Raw genomic sequence first — 16,100 nt, 5'->3', positions numbered from 1 at the left:
CAGTACTGCCTCTTCCACCGTAACGGACCTGCCTCGCGCGTGCCCCTTTGCTAGAGGTCACCTTCGGCGAGGGTGAACACCTGGCCGCAGGCGCCCAGCCCGTTCTGGTACCCCTCGGCGAACCAGCGCTGACGCTGATCACTGGAGCCGTGCGTCCAGCTCTCCGGGTTCACGAAACCGGACTGCGCCTGGATGTTGTCGTCACCGACCGCTGCCGCCGCGTTCAGGGCGTCGACCCGTTGCGCCTCGGTGGTCGGCTTCAGGTACGGGACACCCTTGCTGTCGGTCTCCTCCGAGATCCGGCCGATCCAGGCCCCGGCGTAGCAATCCGCCTGCAGTTCCATCCGCACCCCGTTGCTGCCCGGGCCCGTCCCGTTGTTCGGGTAGCGGTCCATGTCGCCCGTGATGTTCTGGATGTGGTGGCCCCACTCGTGCCCGACGATGTAGAGCTGAGCAAGGTCACCGGCGGACGCCCCGAACTGCTGCTGCATGAGCTGGAAGAACGTGGGGTCCACGTAGACCCCCTCCTCGGGCGGGCAGTAGAACGGTCCGACGGCATTGGACGCGGTTCCGCACTGCGTGGGAGTGGAGCCGTCGACCACGATCATCTGCGGGGCGCGATACCCGTCGACGTTCTCCGCCCAGAAGTCATCGAGCGCGAGCTGCGCGCCGGCCATCCGGCAGTCGATGTCCGCGTTCGCATCCGCGCCGGTGTCGCAGTTCTCGATGACCGATCCCCCGACGGGCTCGCCGCTCCCGCTCGGCGCCCCACCCCCGAGCAGCCCGGTCAGGTCGATGCCGAGGAGGGGGCCCGCGATGAGCGCGATGATGCCGAGCACGCCCACTCCCGCACCCCCGGCGATGGCTGCGGTGCGACCGCGTCGACGGGTCGTGTTGCCCGAAATGTCGGCGTCGGGATTGAAGGTCATGCGACGAGGGTACTCCGAGGGACGACCGGCGTGATCGGACGTATGCTCGGGGCATGACGACCACGATCACCCTCACCGGCGCCGGCGGCCAGATCGGCTACGCACTGCTGTTCCGCATCGCGGCGGGCGACCTGCTCGGACCGGACGAGAAGGTACGGCTCCGCCTGTTGGAGATCCCGCAGGGACTCGGTGCCGCGGAGGGCGCCGCACTGGAGCTGCAGGACGGCGCGTTCGGCTTGCTCGAACACGTCGAGGTGACCGATGACGCCGCGGTGGGCTTCGACGGGTGCGACCTCGCCCTGCTCGTGGGGGCCCGCCCCCGCGGGCCCGGGATGGAGCGCGCCGACCTGCTCGCCGCCAATGCCGGCATCTTCGGCCCGCAGGGCGCGGCCATCGCGGCGAACGCGGCGGCGGGAGTGCGTGTCACGGTGGTCGGGAACCCCGCCAACACCAACGCCCTGATCGCGGCCGCGTCGGCGGACGGCGTACCCGCCGAGCGCTTCACCGCCCTGACGCGACTCGACGAGAACCGCGCGCGGGCCCAGCTCGCGCAGACCCTCGGCACCCCGGTGCACACCGTGCGCCGCGTGCCGATCTGGGGCAACCACTCCGCGACGCAGTTCCCCGACATCTCGCACGCCACGGTCGCCGGCCGTCCGGTGGCGCCGGCTCTGGAACAGATCGTCGGTGACGTGCCGGCGTGGCTCGACGAAACGTTCATCCCGCGGGTGGCGAAGCGCGGAGCGGAGATCATCGCGGTGCGCGGTTCGTCGTCGGTGGCGTCGGCCGCGAACGCGACCATCGAGCACGTGCGCGACTGGGTCCGGGGCACCGACGACTGGACCTCGGCCGGCGTCGTCTCGCACGGCGAGTACGGCGTCCCGGAGGGTCTCGTCTCGTCCTTCCCGGTGCGCTCCGTCGACGGTGAATGGCAGATCGTCGAAGGGCTGGAGCTGAGTGAGTGGGCACGCGCGCGGATCGACGCGTCCGTCGCAGAACTGCTCCAGGAGCGAGAGACGGTGCAAGCCCTCGGTCTGTTGTGAATCCGGTCGCCGCGGCGCCGTCCGACAGGGCAGAATGGATGCCGGAGGTGCGCGATGAGCGAGACGATCGATCCCATGAAGGCGACTGCCGTCGATGAGGCGCTGACGAGCCCGCTGCACCTGCCTCATGATGCCGCGGCTTGCCCGAAGTGCTTCACCGAGTTGCAGCAGAACCGCAACTTCTGGACCGCACGCCCTGACGGCTCGCGCCTGGTCGGTCTCGTCGTCGCTCGGGAGGGCATGCCCTCGGTCGTCAAGCAGCGCGAAGACCTCACCCGCTTCGGCGTGCCGATCGAGGGGTTCCGTCACCCGGCACCCGACATCCTGGAGAGCTGGAACGACCGTCTCGCGCGTCTCATCGCGACTCTGACACACGGCGATGTGCTGGTCGTCGTGAACATCAAGGCTCTCGGCCGCGACGCCGAAGAGGGCGCCCGCACCGTCTCAGAACTGCGCCGCCACGGGATCATCGTGAAGGTCCTGGGCCACGACGCCCGGCACCTCGCGGACGCCGCACGCTGACACCACTGCGCGCGCAGACGCTACGGCGTCGCGGTGGGCTTCGGTGTCGGGCCGAAGGCCGGCTCTCCCGGAGTCACTCCGAAGAACAGCGGATCGCTCGGCGACTCCTCGCGCGGCAGATATCCCTCCGAAAGGTTCGCGTCACCGAACATCAGGTCGCCGAGCTCGTAGCGGTCACCGGGCCGGCACTTGGTCGTCGCCGTCACGAGCACGTTGCCGTTCGTGATGAAGGTCACCGTCAACAACGAGAATTCGCCCTGCTCGCGCACGATCACATCGCTCGACTGCACCTCGCCCGACCCCAGGTCCATGCCAGCGAGCTCATAGCCCGCGTCCGTGAGGTACTTCTGCACAGCGGCGCTTTGCTCGGCGTGCTGCTCCGGATCCACTTCCGTCGATCGGGCGAGAGAGAACTTGTAGGAACCGTCCGGGCAGCCCGCCCCCGAAGGCTCCATGCCGAATGAGCCGCCCGGAGCCTCCCACGGACCGTCGAAGATCAGCCCCTGGACGCTGTTCGTGACGTCGCGGTAGTCGAGGTAGTGCTGCTTCGCCTGGGCGAAGAGCTCATCGCCGGTCGGGGTCGCCATGCCTTCTCCTTCGTTCGTGCACCCGGTGAGGACGAGCGCGAGCACCGCCATCACCGCGGTCATCTGCCAGCGCATCGCCATCCGCCCGCCCCTTGCTGCCCCTGCTCCCACGGCTCAGTTCCACGCCTGGCCATTGGCCGTGACAATACCAACCGGTGGCTGCCACTGGAGGAGCAAGGACTCTGGCCGCCGTCGGCGGGGTGACGACGAAGAGGGCCGACCACCTGGTCGACCCTCTCCGTGAAACCGTGCCGTTCGTCAGCTGCCCGCGAGCTGCTGATCCAGATCCTGGATCGCACGCATCATGCCCAGCAGCGACTCCGACATGTCATTGATACCGTCGACCGCGGTCTTCAGACCCGTCGTCAACTCCGTGTACCCCTCACCGAACTTCCCCGACGCATGCTGCGTCTTGAAGTCCTCACCCAGAAGAGTGTCCACCTGACCCTTCAACGTGTCCAACTGACCCTGAATGTCATCACGAGCCTGCGACAGCGACGACGCCACCTGCTCCATCTCTGCATAAGACGCACCGAAATCGGCCATCGTCCACACCTCCGCAAATCGAAAGAACCGGACCCCTCCGGCCCGAATACCACCACCCTACGCGGCCCCCACGAACACCGTCGATGGGGACAACTCCCCATCACCGAGCACGGCGCGCACCACCGGATGGCGGAACAAAGCCGCACTCGCTCACACCGAGCCCGGAACCGTCTCCGGCATCGCCTGCTCCCACGCAACGGTGGAGATCATCAGATCGCTGAGCAGTGTCATGCCCTGAATCGCTTCGTCGGAGATCCCGCCACCGTCTGGCGTGAGGATGGTCGTCGTGAACACCAGCGCGCGCGTGCGGTCGGTTTCCGGCACCGGCAGGGCATACGTGATCGTTCGTCCGGTCACCTGTTCGAGCTCCGCGCCACGGGGCGCCGGGGCCGCCGGGCCCTCCCACCGCACGACATGCTTGGCATCCTCGAGGAAGCTCGCTCCACGCAGCCGGAACGCATCCGTGATCCAGGCGTCGAGATTGCGGCCACCCTCGCCATCGACCGCCGACGCCGTGATCGACATCGGCAGGAGTTCGTCGGCTTCGACATCCTCCTGCCGGTAGATCGCGAACACCTTCGCCCGCGTCATGCCCTGACGCACACGGGCCATCATCGCCCGATACTGTGCCTCGAGATCGGGGCGTCCGGCTTGGCGGAACAGCTCCGATGCGCGCGCGAGGTCGGCCTTCTCGGTCGCCGTCGACGCAGCCCTTCGATGCCACCCCGGCGGCAGCGCGATTCGGAACGGAGGGATGCCGTACCGCAGCTCCACACGAAGATCGTTCATCTCCCCATCCTCACAGGAAAAGCCCCCGAGACGGCATCATGCGATGACGGCGTCGGGGAGCACGATGCCTTCGACGAGGGCCAGCAGCTCACCCTCGAGCTGGGCGAGCACCGGAAGCGTGGTGGCCATGACGTTGGCGGCGATGAGCACACCGTGCACGTGGAGCAGCAGATCCCACTGGGCGACCAGCAGTGCACTCGAGTCTTGAGCCTGCACTCCGGCGGTGCGGCGGATCAGAACTCCTGAGCCATGCGTATCCGACTCGATGGCGATCCCGTCGGGCGCGGTCGCTCCCGGATTCTCGGTCACACGCTGGACGATCTCCCTCGCCGAGTCCCCTTCGGCGTCGGTCACCACAAGGCTCACCAGCACATCGCTGTAGAACCCGGGCGGAGCGAACCACAGGCGCATCACGAACGGCTCGGCCATGCTCAGGAGCGCCTCGGCGGTCACCGTCAGACCCTGGCGGTCGCCTTCGGTCAGCGGTGCCGACGCCGCGTAGTGCTCGAGAACCTCGCCGACCCACATCGGCCCGCGCTCCGGATCGGCGGAGAGCTCCTCCACCGAGGGAAGGGGGATGAACAACGCGGCGTCATAGTTCAGATCCCACCCGGATTCCGACAGTGACTCGCCCATCTCAGAACAGCCCATTGATGGCACCCGCGGGCGAGAGGGCGCCGGAAGGGCGTCCTCCCGTCGCCGACACACCTCGGTCGATCCACTTGTAGACGTTGAACACCTGCTCGAACGTCGTCGGTGCTCCGCCGACGACATTCTGCAGCGCCGTCGGCAGCTGGCTGAACAGCTGGGTTCCCATGGCCTGCTTCGGCGCCGACCCGACAGCGTCCGTGAACGCGATCGTGAAGGAGCGCCCGGTACCGCCGACGAATCGGTCGAGCATCCCCTTCAACGAGAAAGGGCCGGTCATCTTGACGCCGGACACCCGACCGGCGAAAGCATCGAACTTCGGCAGCCAGTCGGCCCGCCATCCGCTGCGCGGGGCGAACTGGAGCCCCCGGAGGCCCCTGACCTGCTGGAACGGCTTCGCGATGCCTTTGCCGATCTCCCCGAGGAATTTCAGCTGTCCGCCCTTCTTGAACAACAGGCCGAGCTTGCCGATCGGGAGGATACCCACCACCGACCACAACAGGTCGCCGATGCCTTTGCGACCGTCGAACATGAGAGCGACCGTGACGAGCAGCGACGCGACGGCGACGATCACGGCGAGCGCGGCGATGAACGGACCGCCGATGATCAGGCCAAGGACAGCGAGACCGAGTCCGACCCAGCTGAGCACTTCAGCGACGACGGCGAGGACGCCGGCGATGTTCTCCCAGGTGGAGTCCTCCCCGATCTTGTTGGCATCCTCGAGGTCACTCACCGCCGTCTCGTAGGCGCCCTCCCACGTCTCGAAGACGCCGTCGTAGGCACGGAGGTTCTCGGCGTGCGTCTCCCTCGCCTGCGAGAGCGCGAGCGCCGCACTCGCAGCCGCCTGCTCGAGTCGGTCGCTCTGCTGCGCGCTCGCATCCTGCTCCTCGGGAGCGGGAGGGGCAGCGGCGACCTCGGTGCGGAAGCTGCTGAACGCACCCTGTGCATCCGAAGCATCACCTTGGGCCGACTGAACCGCACTCAAGGAGGTCTCGCAGTCCGAGACGATCGTGGCCATCTGCTGCTGCGCCGTCGACAGCGCGGTCGCGTAGCGACTGAGAACGGTCCCCGCCGGGCGATAGCGCTCGCCCGCCTCCTTGAGGTCCTTGTGCGAGTCGTCCACGACCTCGCGGATCTTGTCCATGGCGTAGCCCTTGCCGCGGATGCTGCCATCGCCGATGCCGCGCAGTGTCGCCGCAGCGGACAACATGTCGTCAGCGAGATCGGAGATCTGCGTGGCTCTGGCGTCGATGTCGCCGGGGTTCCCGGCGATGACCTCGACCGTGCGCCCTCTGGTCGTCTGCATGTTGTTCTCCTAGACTGCCTGGGCAGCGCCGGGGCCCCGCCCCGCCGGCTGACTCGACGGGGAAGACGGCTCCATCTGGCTCGCGAGGTCGACGTCGGCCTGCTGCGTCTCGTCGATCGTTCCCTGCACGCGCTCGCTCACCGTGCGGAGCTTGCTGAGGAGTTTGTCCCGGCTGTCGTTCCAGCTGCCCTCGAAGGAGTGGCAGCGGTCGCGCAGTCGCCCATCGCCGGCCGGCCGACCGACCGCTTCCTGGACATCTCCCTGTCGCGCGCTGGCCGACTCGAACTCGGTGATGATCGAAGTGATCTGCTGTGACATCTCCTGCAGTTCGCTCATCGGGAGCAGCATCCCGTCGTTGCCCGCCATCAGTGGTCCTCCTTCGCCGGATTCGACGATAGCGGTCACCATGCCGCTCAGGCGATGGGGAGAAGTCCCCACAATCGATCAGCGTCTTTTCTCCTGCGCGGTCTTGACGACGATCTGCATCGCATCGACGCCCAAGGCCGTCAGCTGCGCCGCTCCGAGGCCACGTTTCACGAAGCGCTTGGACTCCTTGCGGAACAACTCCCGGGGGTCGCTCCCGAGCAGGGCGGCAGCCGCCTGCCAGCGGTCCAGAGAGACCCCCTCCAACTCACGGCGGTGGGCACGGCGGACCCGCGAAAGACGCCGGGCCGCCTGGCTTCGCTCGCGTGCGGCTTCGGCGAAGGGTTCGTTCGAGCGCTTCTTGATCGCCGCAGCCTGGTTCTTCGCCGCGTCGCGGATGATCTCCGCCACCTCGACCGCGTAGCCCGGCAGGGGCCCGAGCACGCTCTTCTCCTCAGCGACCCAATCGGCCAGCGCTCGATCTCCACAGTCGAAGCAGAGCCTCGCAGGCGGCGTGCCGGTGGCGAGGTAGCCGCAGTCGCAACGGCGGCCCGAGATGCGGGACCTGTCCGTCTGATTCACTTGGCCACCTTATGGGATCGGAGGGGCTCACTGCCACTTGGCGGGCCGCCATCTCACACGGGCCGCCGTCGGCGGGGTGACGACGAAGAGGGCCGACCACCTGGTCGACCCTCTCCGTGAAACCGTGCCGTTCGTCAGCTGCCCGCGAGCTGCTGATCCAGATCCTGGATCGCACGCATCATGCCCAGCAGCGACTCCGACATGTCATTGATACCGTCGACCGCGGTCTTCAGACCCGTCGTCAACTCCGTGTACCCCTCACCGAACTTCCCCGACGCATGCTGCGTCTTGAAGTCCTCACCCAGAAGAGTGTCCACCTGACCCTTCAACGTGTCCAACTGACCCTGAATGTCATCACGAGCCTGCGACAGCGACGACGCCACCTGCTCCATCTCTGCATAAGACGCACCGAAATCGGCCATCGTCCACACCTCCGCAAATCGAATGAACCGGACCCCTCCGGCCCGAATGCCACCACCCTACGCGGCCCCCACGAACACCGTCGATGGGGACAACTCCCCCTCACCGAGCACGATCAGTGCACCACTTCGATCGAAGTGAAGAGCGTCGAGATATCGTGCCGCGCCTCGTGGAGCGCACCGCCGTCATCGACGAACACATCGAGCATGAGCAGCATCCGCGCCGTTCGTCCGAGAAGGCGCCTCAGCGCGATGGTCGTGTCGTCGACCGGGACGAGCAGCACACAGTCCAGGGCCGTGTCGAACGCGGTTCCCTCGACCTCGGTGATGTTCTGGACCATTCCTCCCGCGCCGAGGAAGACGAAGGAATCGAGGGGCTGCTCGTGGAGCGACTCGTCGAGTTCGACGGCCGTCAGATGCGCGACCACGACCGATCCGCCGATCGAGGGGAGCCACCAGAAACGCTCCCGCACGCCGGGAAGCGGCGGCTCGGCGCGCACGAGAGTGAGCGCGCTCTCGGCGATCGCCGTGCGGACGGCCGCAGGCGCGTCGGCAACTGCTCTGTCATCTGCGACCTCGGCGGCCCAGGAGACGTCATCGACGAAGTCTTTCCACGGAAACTCGAGCGGAAGTGTCAGCCAGGCGGCTTGGTCTGGCAGCACCCGGTAGCCGGTCACGCACGCCACCGGAACGTCTCGACGATCGTGTCGCTGAGCTCGATCAGACCCTGCACCAGATCAGGTGCCGTGTCCTCGAGCGTGGTGATGGAGGTCGAGACGATCATGCCGCGACGGTCACGCGGGTTCGGAAGCGCGATGCCGTAGTCGATCTGCCGCCCGATCACCTCCGCGAGCTCGTCTGTGCCGCGGCGCTCGCTCTCGGTTCGCAGAATCCGACCGATCGACGTGTCGAAAGCTTCGACGGCCCCCTTCGCCATGTCGCGGAACGCCGAGTCGAAGTCGGCTCCGGGACGAGCGACGTATTGGATCAGCGCGAATGACATCGGCAGAGGTGTCGAGTCGTCCCCCATCGCGTCCGGAAGGTAGACCGCACCGACACTCCGCGCCTGCATCTGCTTCCATTGCTGGCTGATCAGCATGCGCGCCTCGACATCGAGATCGGGGCGACCGAGCGCTCGAATCTGCGACGACATCCGCATGGTCAGGGCTTTTCGCCCCTCATCATCGATGAAGTACCGTGTCCACCCCGGCGGGAACAGGATGCTGAATCCGCCGGGCTCGTCTTCGGCCATCAGCTTTCCTGCCCGGGGGTCCAGATCGGGCGTCCTTCACTCTTACGAGCACGGTCATCCCGGACGGCGAAGATCAGCGCTGCGACCATCAGAAGCAATGTCGCGGCCACGTCGACTCCGGCCGCTGCCCACCGCAGCGTCGCCTCGGTCGCCTCATCCGAAGGCAGCATCCACGCGAACATCGCCGAGGACGCGGTGGCCGCACCCGTCGCCGCGAACGCTCCACCCACTCGACCGGAATCCTTCACACGCGCGGTGGCGAGAACAGCGACGGCCAGGATGAGACCGATGACGGACACAGCGAGAGACAACAGCCCTGGAAAAGAGAACACGGGGTAGTCGATAGCAACACCCCACATCGGCGCGCGACCTGCGGCGATCTGTCCTCCGGCGAGAAGCAGAGACCCGACCAGATAGGCGATCAGCGCCGCCGCCTGCATCATCCGCAGCAGGAGGTATATCGTCGTCATCCGCTTGTGCACGGAAGCCCGAGGGGAGGTCATGAGAGTCAAGCGTAGGCCTTTACCAGGGTGCCGTGATCGACCCGTAGACGTTCAGGCTCGTCGATCCGAGCCAGTTCACCGTGTTGAGCCGTGATACCAGGCTGGAGGGAAAGTGCGACGCAGTCGCCGCGATGAACTGCTGCACGGCCGGATTCGTCCCCCACTGCGAGTTGTGCATCGTCGTGAGGAATCGCTGCATCTGCTGCACCTCGGGGCCGCCGTTGACGATCGTCCGCAACGGGTTGACGAAGAGGCCCGGTCTGGGCAGGTTCGACATCGAACGGATAGGGGCTGCGAGCCACTGGAACGGCGTCGCCCAGGTGGACGGATGAAAGAGCCGTACGCGCGGCAGGCCCGCGCGGATCACCGAGGTGACGACACCCCGTCCGCCGCTGAGGACGGCACCGAGCGCAGGAACGCCCTTCGAGAGCACCCTCCCGATCCCGAACGGCAGCAGGCCGAGCGCGGCGAGCCCGACATCGCCCAGCGTTGCACGACCGTCGAGGTACTTGAGCGCCGTGAGGCCGAGGCTGAGGAGGGTGAGTCCGAGGAGTACCCCCGCCAGCAGGCCAGTGAACGGGGCGCCGATGATCAGCGCGACGATCGTGAGAACGATCAGGACGACGGAGATGACGGTGAGGAGGTCGTCGACGAATCCCCAGAATCCGTCGCCGTTGTCGGCCGTGTCCATGGCCTTCTGCACGCCCTCCACGGCATCGTCATACGCATCGGACCACGCCCCGAAGACATGGTCGAAACTACGCCACTGGGCGTCACGATCCGCCTTCGCTCCGGTGAGCGAGGTGTTCGCCGCGTCGACAGCACCGGACGCTGCTTCCTTGTCGGCCTGTGTCGGCTCGTCCTCCCACGGCCACTGATGATCGATCGAGGCCTGGTTCCGGTCGGCGGCTTCCTTCTCATCGAGCGCGCTCTGATAGTCCCTCTCCGCGCGCTCGACCTCGTCGAGGTGAAGGTCGAGCCAGTTCTGCGCGGTCCTCAACGCATCCGCATAGGTGCGCAGCGCCGTGCCCGTCCCCTCGTAGCGCACCGCAGCATCCGACAGGTCACTCGACGACTCCCGCGCCATGTCGCCGAGTTTGTCCGTGCCTTTGCTCTTGTGCACGCTGGAGTCACCGATCTCGGTGAGCAGCACCGCGGTCTCGGACATCGTGGCGGCGAGCTTCACGAATCCGTCGCCGTCATCCCAGATCACGGTCGGGTTCCCCTCGAGCGGTCGCAGTTCGTGCTGCGTGAACGGAGACCTCATCGTGGAGTGGCCTTTCCTACCGAGACGTCTGCGGTGCTCGTCGGGTTCTCGAATCCGTTCGCGGTCTCGGAGTCCCATTGCTCCCAACCATCGATGATCCCGGTCAGCTGCTTGAGGATCTCGTCGAGGTTCTTCTGCAGCTTGCCGCGGTTCGACTTCCAGTCGTCCTCGAAGTCGGAGACCTTCTGCCGCAGCTCGGAACGTCCGTCCGGCTTTCCGACGGCGCTCTCCAGCGCATCGTTGGTCTGAGCCGCCGATTCGAAGGCATCGACCGAGGATGTCAGGCCGGTCTTCGTCAGTCGGAGCCGGTCCAGATCGAGCATGATGTCCATCGCGAACGTCCTCTCCAGCGGGGGTGGTGAGAAGGAGCCGACGGATCCCGTCGACCCCTTCCCGAGACCGTGTGTCAGCTACCGGCGAGCTGCTGATCCAGATCCTGGATCGCCCGCATCATGCCCAGCAGCGACTCCGACATGTCATTGATACCGTCGACCGCGGTCTTCAGACCCGTCGTCAACTCCGTGTACCCCTCACCGAACTTCCCCGACGCATGCTGCGTCTTGAAGTCCTCACCCAGAAGAGTGTCCACCTGACCCTTCAACGTGTCCAACTGACCCTGAATGTCATCACGAGCCTGCGACAGCGACGACGCCACCTGCTCCATCTCTGCATAAGACGCACCGAAATCGGCCATCGTCCACACCTCCGCAAATCGAAAGAACCGGACCCCTCCGGCCCGAATAACACCACCCTATGGAAATATCCGCGCCCCCGTCGATGGGGACAACTCCCCATCGACGACCGCGGCCGTCGCCTACCCCTCGACGAGCGGCAGCTGCACCGTGACCTGGCGTCCGGCCTGCACGAAGATGCCTCGTCCCTCGGGGAAGTCGGTGCGCTTCACCTTCGGGAACGGCACCTTGAACACCGCGTCGCCGTCGAAGGAATCGGGCTTGAGGATGATGCCCTTGCGCCCGGCCTTGAAGTCGCCGATGAATCCGAAGCCGCTCGTGACCTGCGTGACGTCGGCGTCGCCGATGAGCAGGTGGTCGCTGCGGTTGATCGCCTGGAAGAGGGCCTTCATCTCGCGCTCGGCCGGGCTGTCGGCGAACTGCGGCACGTCCTCGACCACGATCAGCACCCTCGTCGGGAGGGAGTCGTCGGCGATCAGCTCGGTGATCTCCTTGGCGAGCTCCTTCGCATCGTCCGGCGTCACGGCGCTGCGTGTCCAGCTCGCGTAGTCCTTCAGCTGGGCGCGGCGTCCGCCGAAGTGGAACAGCACGGTGGACGGATCGAGCCTGCGCATCGACGTGATGAGCGACTTCAGGGCGTTGGTCTTGCCCGAAGACGGCGGTCCCGCGACGACGAACGTGCCCACCGGGTCGAAGTCGCGCGCCGCCAGGGTGTCCTCCGCGACCCCGAGTGCCGGGAACTCGCCGAGGCGATCGGGCAGATCGCGCACAGACAGACGGGTGGGCAGCGCGCCGATCTCCGGCACCTCCCTCGCTCCGGCCGCACGGAGCCTCTCGGCGAGACCCTCGAGCAGCTTGGTCTGCTCCGCCACATTCGGAGTCCCGCCCAGCGTCGCGATCTGCGTCTCGCGGCCGTCGATGATGGCGCGTCCCGGGGCCGACCGCTCGTCGAGCACGTCTTTCGGCGCGTTCAGCATCGCGTACCCGGACTCGTCCGAGAGACGCAGGACCACGCGCCGCGACACGTTGGCGCTCACCGCCGTCGGAACCGAGCCCGAGCGGTCGGCGCTCGCGACGACGTGCACGCCGAGCGGGCGGCCCTCGCCGAGTATGCGCATGAAGATCTGATAGAAGGGCATCCGCGCCGTCGTCGACTCCCACTCCCCTCGGAACTGCGGGAAGCCGTCGATGAGCAGGACGATGCGTGCCTCGTCCTGCCCGGTGAGCTCTCGGTACTCCGTGAGGCTGGAAGCGTTGGCGGCACTGAAACGCTTGCCACGGTCGTCGAGCACCGCGGCCAGCGAACGCAGCACACGCTGCACGCGCTCGGAGTCGTCGCCCGAGATGATCGAGCCGACGTGCGGCAGCATCTCCAGGCTCTTGAGCGAACCGGACCCGAAGTCGAGCCCGTACACCTCGACGTTCGAACGAGCGGGATCGAAACCCGCCGCGATCGCGATCGTGCGCAGCACCGTCGACTTGCCCGAACCGCTCGTCCCGTAGACGAGCAGCGAACCGTCCTTGTCGGGGTGGAAGTAGGCCGGCTCCTGAAGCTGCCGTTCCGGGACATCCATCTTGCCGAGCAGCACCTGCCCGTCGCCGAGCACCGGGAGGTCGCGCAGGTCGACCGCGCCCTCGAGGTCGTCGAGCCACGGCCGTCGGGGCGCGGGGATGCGGGCCTCGCGCGCCGCATTCACGAGCGTCGCCACGATGCGCTTCTGGTCGTTGGGTCCGAGATCCTCGTCGTGCGAATCGGACTCCGGCGCCTGCTCGGCCTCCCAGGTCTGGATGGACCCGAAACGGAGCTCGGCGACCTTGACCTCGGCGACCTGGGCCTCGTCCTTGGTCCATCCGCCGGCGTACGCGGACTGGAACGGCACGAGTCGCCCCGGACCGGTCTTCGCGATGCCTCGTCCCGGCAGCGAGGGCGGGAAGGTCGCCGCCACCGGGTCGTCGACGACGTCCTTGGAGTCGGACTCGTCAGCCATCCGCAGCGCGACGCGCAGGTTCGTGTTCGCGCGGAGGTTGTCCTTGATGACGCCGGCGGGACGCTGCGTCGCCATGATCAGGTGGATGCCGAGGGAGCGACCGCGCTGGGCGATGTCTACGACGCCGTCGACGAACTCCGGCACCTCTCCGGCGAGCGCGGCGAACTCGTCGATCACCAGCACCAGCGCGGGCGGCGTCTCGGGGTCGCGTCGCTTCTCGAGCTCGAGGAGGTCTTTGGCCTTCTTGCGGTTGAAGAGGTGCTCGCGGTGGTGCAGCTCGGCGCGCAGGCTGGTGAGGGCGCGACGCACCAGGTGCGGGCTCAGGTCGGTGACCAGGCCTACCGTGTGTGGCAGGTCGACGCAGTCGGCGAACGCGGAGCCGCCCTTGTAGTCGACGAAGAGGAAGGTGACGCGATCCGGGCTGTGGGCGGCTGCCATGCCGAGCACCCAGGCCTGCAGGAACTCACTCTTGCCGGCACCGGTCGTCCCGCCGACCAGGGCATGCGGCCCCTGGGTGCGCAGGTCGAGGGTCATCGCGTCCGTCTGCGACTGTCCGATGATGGCGCGCAGGTTGCCGGCCTTCTTCAGCCGGGCCTGCGGAGCGCCGGAACGGTCGATGATGGTGTTGTTCTGCCGCCAGCGATCGATCACCGCGCTGGCATCCTCGGCGACCTCAGTACCCACGAGCGAAAGGAAGCTGACCGAGTTCGGGATGTCGGAGGAGTCCTCGATCACCGTACTGGAATCGACGACCGGCGCCAGGCGCTTGGCGAACATCGTCATGTAGGCGTGCGAGACACCCTCGACCTGCACCCCGCGGTAGTCCACGCCGCTGCGGACGGTGCCGACCACGGCATCGGAGAGCCCGGCGCTCACGTCGACGAACGTGCGGCACGCCGCGGGCAGTGCCTCGACGACCGGAGCGACGAACAGGGCGTAGACGCCGACGTCGGCGCCGCGTTCCAGGATCTGGGTCAGTCTGGCCCGATCGACGGGGGCGTCGTTCGTGATGATCACCAGGATGGCCGTCTGGCCGGGGAAGGTCGCCTCCTCGGCCGCGCGCTTGACGTCGGTGCCGTACCGCATCGGGTCCCAGTCGGCTCCGTACGGGGGCCGTGCAGACTTCGACTCCCGCGAGCGGCGCAGGACGATCTCCTCGAGACCGCTGAGCAGGGCCGTCCCGGTCGAGGCGGAATCCGCGAGCGGCATCTCCTTGAACGGGTTCCGCTCGCTGGAGGTGTGGGGGAGCCACTTGAGCCAGTCGAGCTCGTTCGCCCAGCCCGGTTCGGTCAGCGCCACGGTGACGAGCTCGTTCGGGGAGTGCGTGCCGAACAGTTGGACGGCGATCCCCCGCAGCGCATCGCTGGCCAGCGACGTGGGACCGGCGACACCGACAGACCCCACGCTCTGGAGCGATTCCAGGATCGGGACGTCGTCGATCATCCGGTACCGCTCCTCCAGGCGATCGACGCGTTCGACGTATTCGACGAGCGCCTCCGGAGTCTCGGTGCGCTTGATGCGCGTGCGCGCTTCGGTCTCGCAGACCCCGAGACGCATCGCGAGGAAGTTCCAGTGCTCCGGTCGCCGGGTCCACAGCAGGGGACCGAGACGCATGGCCTCATCGAAGACCACGGCGACGGCGGGGACCTCGTTCTGCCGTACCTCGCGCTCCTTCGGACGCGAGTGGTACAGCGTCTCCTCCAGCCGCTCGAACTGCTCCTCGAACGACTCGGCCTCCTTGCGAAGCCGCTGACCGATGTTGGTCTTCTGCGAGATGAAGTTGCCGAACATCATCATCGGCGACGCAGCCGCGATGAGCAGCGACGCCGGACGCTGCGTGATGCTGAACATCGTCACGGCCAGCAGGATCGGCGCGACGAGCATGGGCCAGGGGAACAGCCGCGACGGCTGGTCGCGGGGATAGCGCGGCTCATCGAGATCCTCCCCGGTGTACCGCTCCTCGACACGGGGGCTGCGGTTGAACATGAGCGCTCCCCCGCGCTCGAGCACCGGGTCACCCGTGGCTGAGCCGTCGAAGTCACTCACCATGTGCACGACGAACTCGCAGTCCCCGAGCACGAAGCTCTGCCCGGGGATCACACGGAGACGCTGCACGAGCCCGCCGTCGACGAGGATTCCGTTCGCCGAGTTCAAGTCGACCAGCTCGACGAACGTCGCGGCGACCTCGATCCTGGCGTGCCGCTTCGAGACGAGCGGATCAGCGATCGTGACATCGTTCGCGGCGTCGCGACCGATCAGGAAGTGACCGATCGGCAGCGGGAACTCCTGCCCGACCGCGGGGCCGGAGACCACCCGGAGGACGGCGGCGGGGCGCGCACCCACGGTGCCTGTGGCGGCACGGTTCGGGCCGACGTTGACCACCTCTGCGAGGAAGCCGGAGCCGAGCGGGGCGTCGCCGACGAGCAGGTCGGGATTGAGCATCGTGAGCTGCTCGCTGGTCGGAGGGGCGACGGAGAGCGTGAGCACGTCGGTCGGCGTCGCGACGATGCTGCGCGCCGGGTCGGTGGTGGCGATCTGGCGCGCGACATCGGCGATGGTCGCCGTCGAGTCCGCCATCACGACGACGTCGGTCAGGGGTGCTGCGGGTCGACGCAGGGTCAGCTTGACTCTCATCGCTCGTCCTCACCGCGCCGGGGGCGCATC

General features: G+C 67.2%; 18 protein-coding genes. 2 read left to right on the top strand and 16 right to left on the bottom strand.

What is annotated here, in order from left to right; all coding sequences use genetic code 11:
- Positions 1 to 50: 50 nt before the first annotated feature.
- On the bottom strand, positions 51 to 929 hold the full coding sequence (locus LRQ07_RS02485; RefSeq protein ID WP_047521340.1) for a neutral zinc metallopeptidase: 879 nt from the start codon (positions 927 to 929) through the stop codon (positions 51 to 53).
- Between the two features lie 53 nt (positions 930 to 982).
- Here LRQ07_RS02485 and LRQ07_RS02480 point away from each other — a divergent pair, with 53 nt between their 5' ends.
- Both LRQ07_RS02480 and LRQ07_RS02475 read left to right on the top strand, forming a co-directional pair.
- Positions 983 to 1,972 carry a malate dehydrogenase gene (locus LRQ07_RS02480; protein ID WP_047521342.1) on the top strand — a complete coding sequence of 330 codons (990 nt, stop codon included), beginning with the start codon at positions 983 to 985 and terminating at the stop codon, positions 1,970 to 1,972.
- Positions 1,973 to 2,026: 54 nt separating this feature from the next.
- Positions 2,027 to 2,494: a recombinase family protein gene (locus tag LRQ07_RS02475; protein WP_232762680.1), complete on the top strand. Its 468-nt coding sequence runs from the start codon at positions 2,027 to 2,029 to the stop codon at positions 2,492 to 2,494.
- Between the two features lie 20 nt (positions 2,495 to 2,514).
- Here LRQ07_RS02475 and LRQ07_RS02470 read toward each other — a convergent pair whose 3' ends face one another.
- The 15 genes from LRQ07_RS02470 to LRQ07_RS02400 form a co-directional block, all read right to left on the bottom strand.
- Entirely contained in the window at positions 2,515 to 3,162 is a 648-nt protein-coding gene (locus tag LRQ07_RS02470) for a hypothetical protein (protein WP_256535742.1), read from the bottom strand.
- Between the two features lie 177 nt (positions 3,163 to 3,339).
- A complete protein-coding gene (locus tag LRQ07_RS02465) occupies positions 3,340 to 3,627 on the bottom strand; it encodes a WXG100 family type VII secretion target (RefSeq protein WP_028501988.1) in 288 nt (95 codons plus the stop codon).
- A gap of 150 nt (positions 3,628 to 3,777) precedes the next feature.
- Complete coding sequence (locus LRQ07_RS02460; RefSeq protein WP_256535741.1) at positions 3,778 to 4,416, bottom strand: hypothetical protein; 639 nt, start codon at positions 4,414 to 4,416, stop codon at positions 3,778 to 3,780.
- A gap of 36 nt (positions 4,417 to 4,452) precedes the next feature.
- Positions 4,453 to 5,052 (bottom strand): hypothetical protein, encoded by a 600-nt coding sequence (locus LRQ07_RS02455; protein WP_232764073.1) that lies wholly within the window; start codon positions 5,050 to 5,052, stop codon positions 4,453 to 4,455.
- A 1-nt stretch (position 5,053) separates the two neighbouring features.
- Positions 5,054 to 6,370 carry a putative T7SS-secreted protein gene (locus tag LRQ07_RS02450; RefSeq protein WP_232764071.1) on the bottom strand — a complete coding sequence of 439 codons (1,317 nt, stop codon included), beginning with the start codon at positions 6,368 to 6,370 and terminating at the stop codon, positions 5,054 to 5,056.
- 9 nt (positions 6,371 to 6,379) lie between these two features.
- Positions 6,380 to 6,778 (bottom strand): hypothetical protein, encoded by a 399-nt coding sequence (locus LRQ07_RS02445; RefSeq protein ID WP_047524672.1) that lies wholly within the window; start codon positions 6,776 to 6,778, stop codon positions 6,380 to 6,382.
- Positions 6,779 to 6,814: 36 nt separating this feature from the next.
- Positions 6,815 to 7,177 (bottom strand): hypothetical protein, encoded by a 363-nt coding sequence (locus LRQ07_RS02440; RefSeq protein ID WP_256535740.1) that lies wholly within the window; start codon positions 7,175 to 7,177, stop codon positions 6,815 to 6,817.
- Between the two features lie 272 nt (positions 7,178 to 7,449).
- Positions 7,450 to 7,737, bottom strand: a complete 288-nt coding sequence (locus tag LRQ07_RS02435; RefSeq protein ID WP_028501988.1) for a WXG100 family type VII secretion target — start codon at positions 7,735 to 7,737, stop codon at positions 7,450 to 7,452.
- Between the two features lie 113 nt (positions 7,738 to 7,850).
- Positions 7,851 to 8,411, bottom strand: a complete 561-nt coding sequence (locus tag LRQ07_RS02430) for a hypothetical protein (protein WP_232762682.1) — start codon at positions 8,409 to 8,411, stop codon at positions 7,851 to 7,853.
- Complete coding sequence (locus LRQ07_RS02425) at positions 8,408 to 8,986, bottom strand: hypothetical protein (RefSeq protein ID WP_232762683.1); 579 nt, start codon at positions 8,984 to 8,986, stop codon at positions 8,408 to 8,410. Before LRQ07_RS02425 ends, LRQ07_RS02430 begins: the two co-directional genes overlap by 4 nt.
- Positions 8,986 to 9,456 (bottom strand): hypothetical protein, encoded by a 471-nt coding sequence (locus LRQ07_RS02420; protein WP_256535739.1) that lies wholly within the window; start codon positions 9,454 to 9,456, stop codon positions 8,986 to 8,988. Before LRQ07_RS02420 ends, LRQ07_RS02425 begins: the two co-directional genes overlap by 1 nt.
- 52 nt (positions 9,457 to 9,508) lie before the next feature.
- Complete coding sequence (locus tag LRQ07_RS02415; protein WP_256535738.1) at positions 9,509 to 10,756, bottom strand: hypothetical protein; 1,248 nt, start codon at positions 10,754 to 10,756, stop codon at positions 9,509 to 9,511.
- Complete coding sequence (locus LRQ07_RS02410) at positions 10,753 to 11,088, bottom strand: hypothetical protein (protein ID WP_046746675.1); 336 nt, start codon at positions 11,086 to 11,088, stop codon at positions 10,753 to 10,755. Before LRQ07_RS02410 ends, LRQ07_RS02415 begins: the two co-directional genes overlap by 4 nt.
- 74 nt (positions 11,089 to 11,162) lie before the next feature.
- A complete protein-coding gene (locus tag LRQ07_RS02405) occupies positions 11,163 to 11,450 on the bottom strand; it encodes a WXG100 family type VII secretion target (protein WP_028501988.1) in 288 nt (95 codons plus the stop codon).
- 120 nt (positions 11,451 to 11,570) lie between these two features.
- Positions 11,571 to 16,070, bottom strand: a complete 4,500-nt coding sequence (locus tag LRQ07_RS02400; RefSeq protein WP_256535737.1) for an FtsK/SpoIIIE domain-containing protein — start codon at positions 16,068 to 16,070, stop codon at positions 11,571 to 11,573.
- Positions 16,071 to 16,100 lie beyond the last annotated feature (30 nt).

This window comes from Microbacterium sp. J1-1 (assembly GCF_024498615.1).
In the GTDB taxonomy this organism is placed as follows: domain Bacteria; phylum Actinomycetota; class Actinomycetes; order Actinomycetales; family Microbacteriaceae; genus Microbacterium; species Microbacterium aurugineum.
Note: the sequence above shows the minus strand (reverse complement) of the source record. Positions and strands in the feature narration are given on the sequence as shown.

What these genes read in the sequence shown, in the direction of transcription:
- LRQ07_RS02485 (WP_047521340.1), bottom strand. Translation starts at nt 929, where the DNA reads ATGACCTTCAATCCCGACGCCGACATTTCGGGCAACACGACCCGTCGA.
- LRQ07_RS02480 (WP_047521342.1), top strand. Translation starts at nt 983, where the DNA reads ATGACGACCACGATCACCCTCACCGGCGCCGGCGGCCAGATCGGCTAC.
- LRQ07_RS02475 (WP_232762680.1), top strand. Translation starts at nt 2,027, where the DNA reads ATGAGCGAGACGATCGATCCCATGAAGGCGACTGCCGTCGATGAGGCG.
- LRQ07_RS02470 (WP_256535742.1), bottom strand. Translation starts at nt 3,162, where the DNA reads ATGGCGATGCGCTGGCAGATGACCGCGGTGATGGCGGTGCTCGCGCTC.
- LRQ07_RS02465 (WP_028501988.1), bottom strand. Translation starts at nt 3,627, where the DNA reads ATGGCCGATTTCGGTGCGTCTTATGCAGAGATGGAGCAGGTGGCGTCG.
- LRQ07_RS02460 (WP_256535741.1), bottom strand. Translation starts at nt 4,416, where the DNA reads ATGAACGATCTTCGTGTGGAGCTGCGGTACGGCATCCCTCCGTTCCGA.
- LRQ07_RS02455 (WP_232764073.1), bottom strand. Translation starts at nt 5,052, where the DNA reads ATGGGCGAGTCACTGTCGGAATCCGGGTGGGATCTGAACTATGACGCC.
- LRQ07_RS02450 (WP_232764071.1), bottom strand. Translation starts at nt 6,370, where the DNA reads ATGCAGACGACCAGAGGGCGCACGGTCGAGGTCATCGCCGGGAACCCC.
- LRQ07_RS02445 (WP_047524672.1), bottom strand. Translation starts at nt 6,778, where the DNA reads ATGGTGACCGCTATCGTCGAATCCGGCGAAGGAGGACCACTGATGGCG.
- LRQ07_RS02435 (WP_028501988.1), bottom strand. Translation starts at nt 7,737, where the DNA reads ATGGCCGATTTCGGTGCGTCTTATGCAGAGATGGAGCAGGTGGCGTCG.
- LRQ07_RS02425 (WP_232762683.1), bottom strand. Translation starts at nt 8,986, where the DNA reads ATGGCCGAAGACGAGCCCGGCGGATTCAGCATCCTGTTCCCGCCGGGG.
- LRQ07_RS02420 (WP_256535739.1), bottom strand. Translation starts at nt 9,456, where the DNA reads ATGACGACGATATACCTCCTGCTGCGGATGATGCAGGCGGCGGCGCTG.
- LRQ07_RS02415 (WP_256535738.1), bottom strand. Translation starts at nt 10,756, where the DNA reads ATGAGGTCTCCGTTCACGCAGCACGAACTGCGACCGCTCGAGGGGAAC.
- LRQ07_RS02410 (WP_046746675.1), bottom strand. Translation starts at nt 11,088, where the DNA reads ATGGACATCATGCTCGATCTGGACCGGCTCCGACTGACGAAGACCGGC.
- LRQ07_RS02405 (WP_028501988.1), bottom strand. Translation starts at nt 11,450, where the DNA reads ATGGCCGATTTCGGTGCGTCTTATGCAGAGATGGAGCAGGTGGCGTCG.
- LRQ07_RS02400 (WP_256535737.1), bottom strand. Translation starts at nt 16,070, where the DNA reads ATGAGAGTCAAGCTGACCCTGCGTCGACCCGCAGCACCCCTGACCGAC.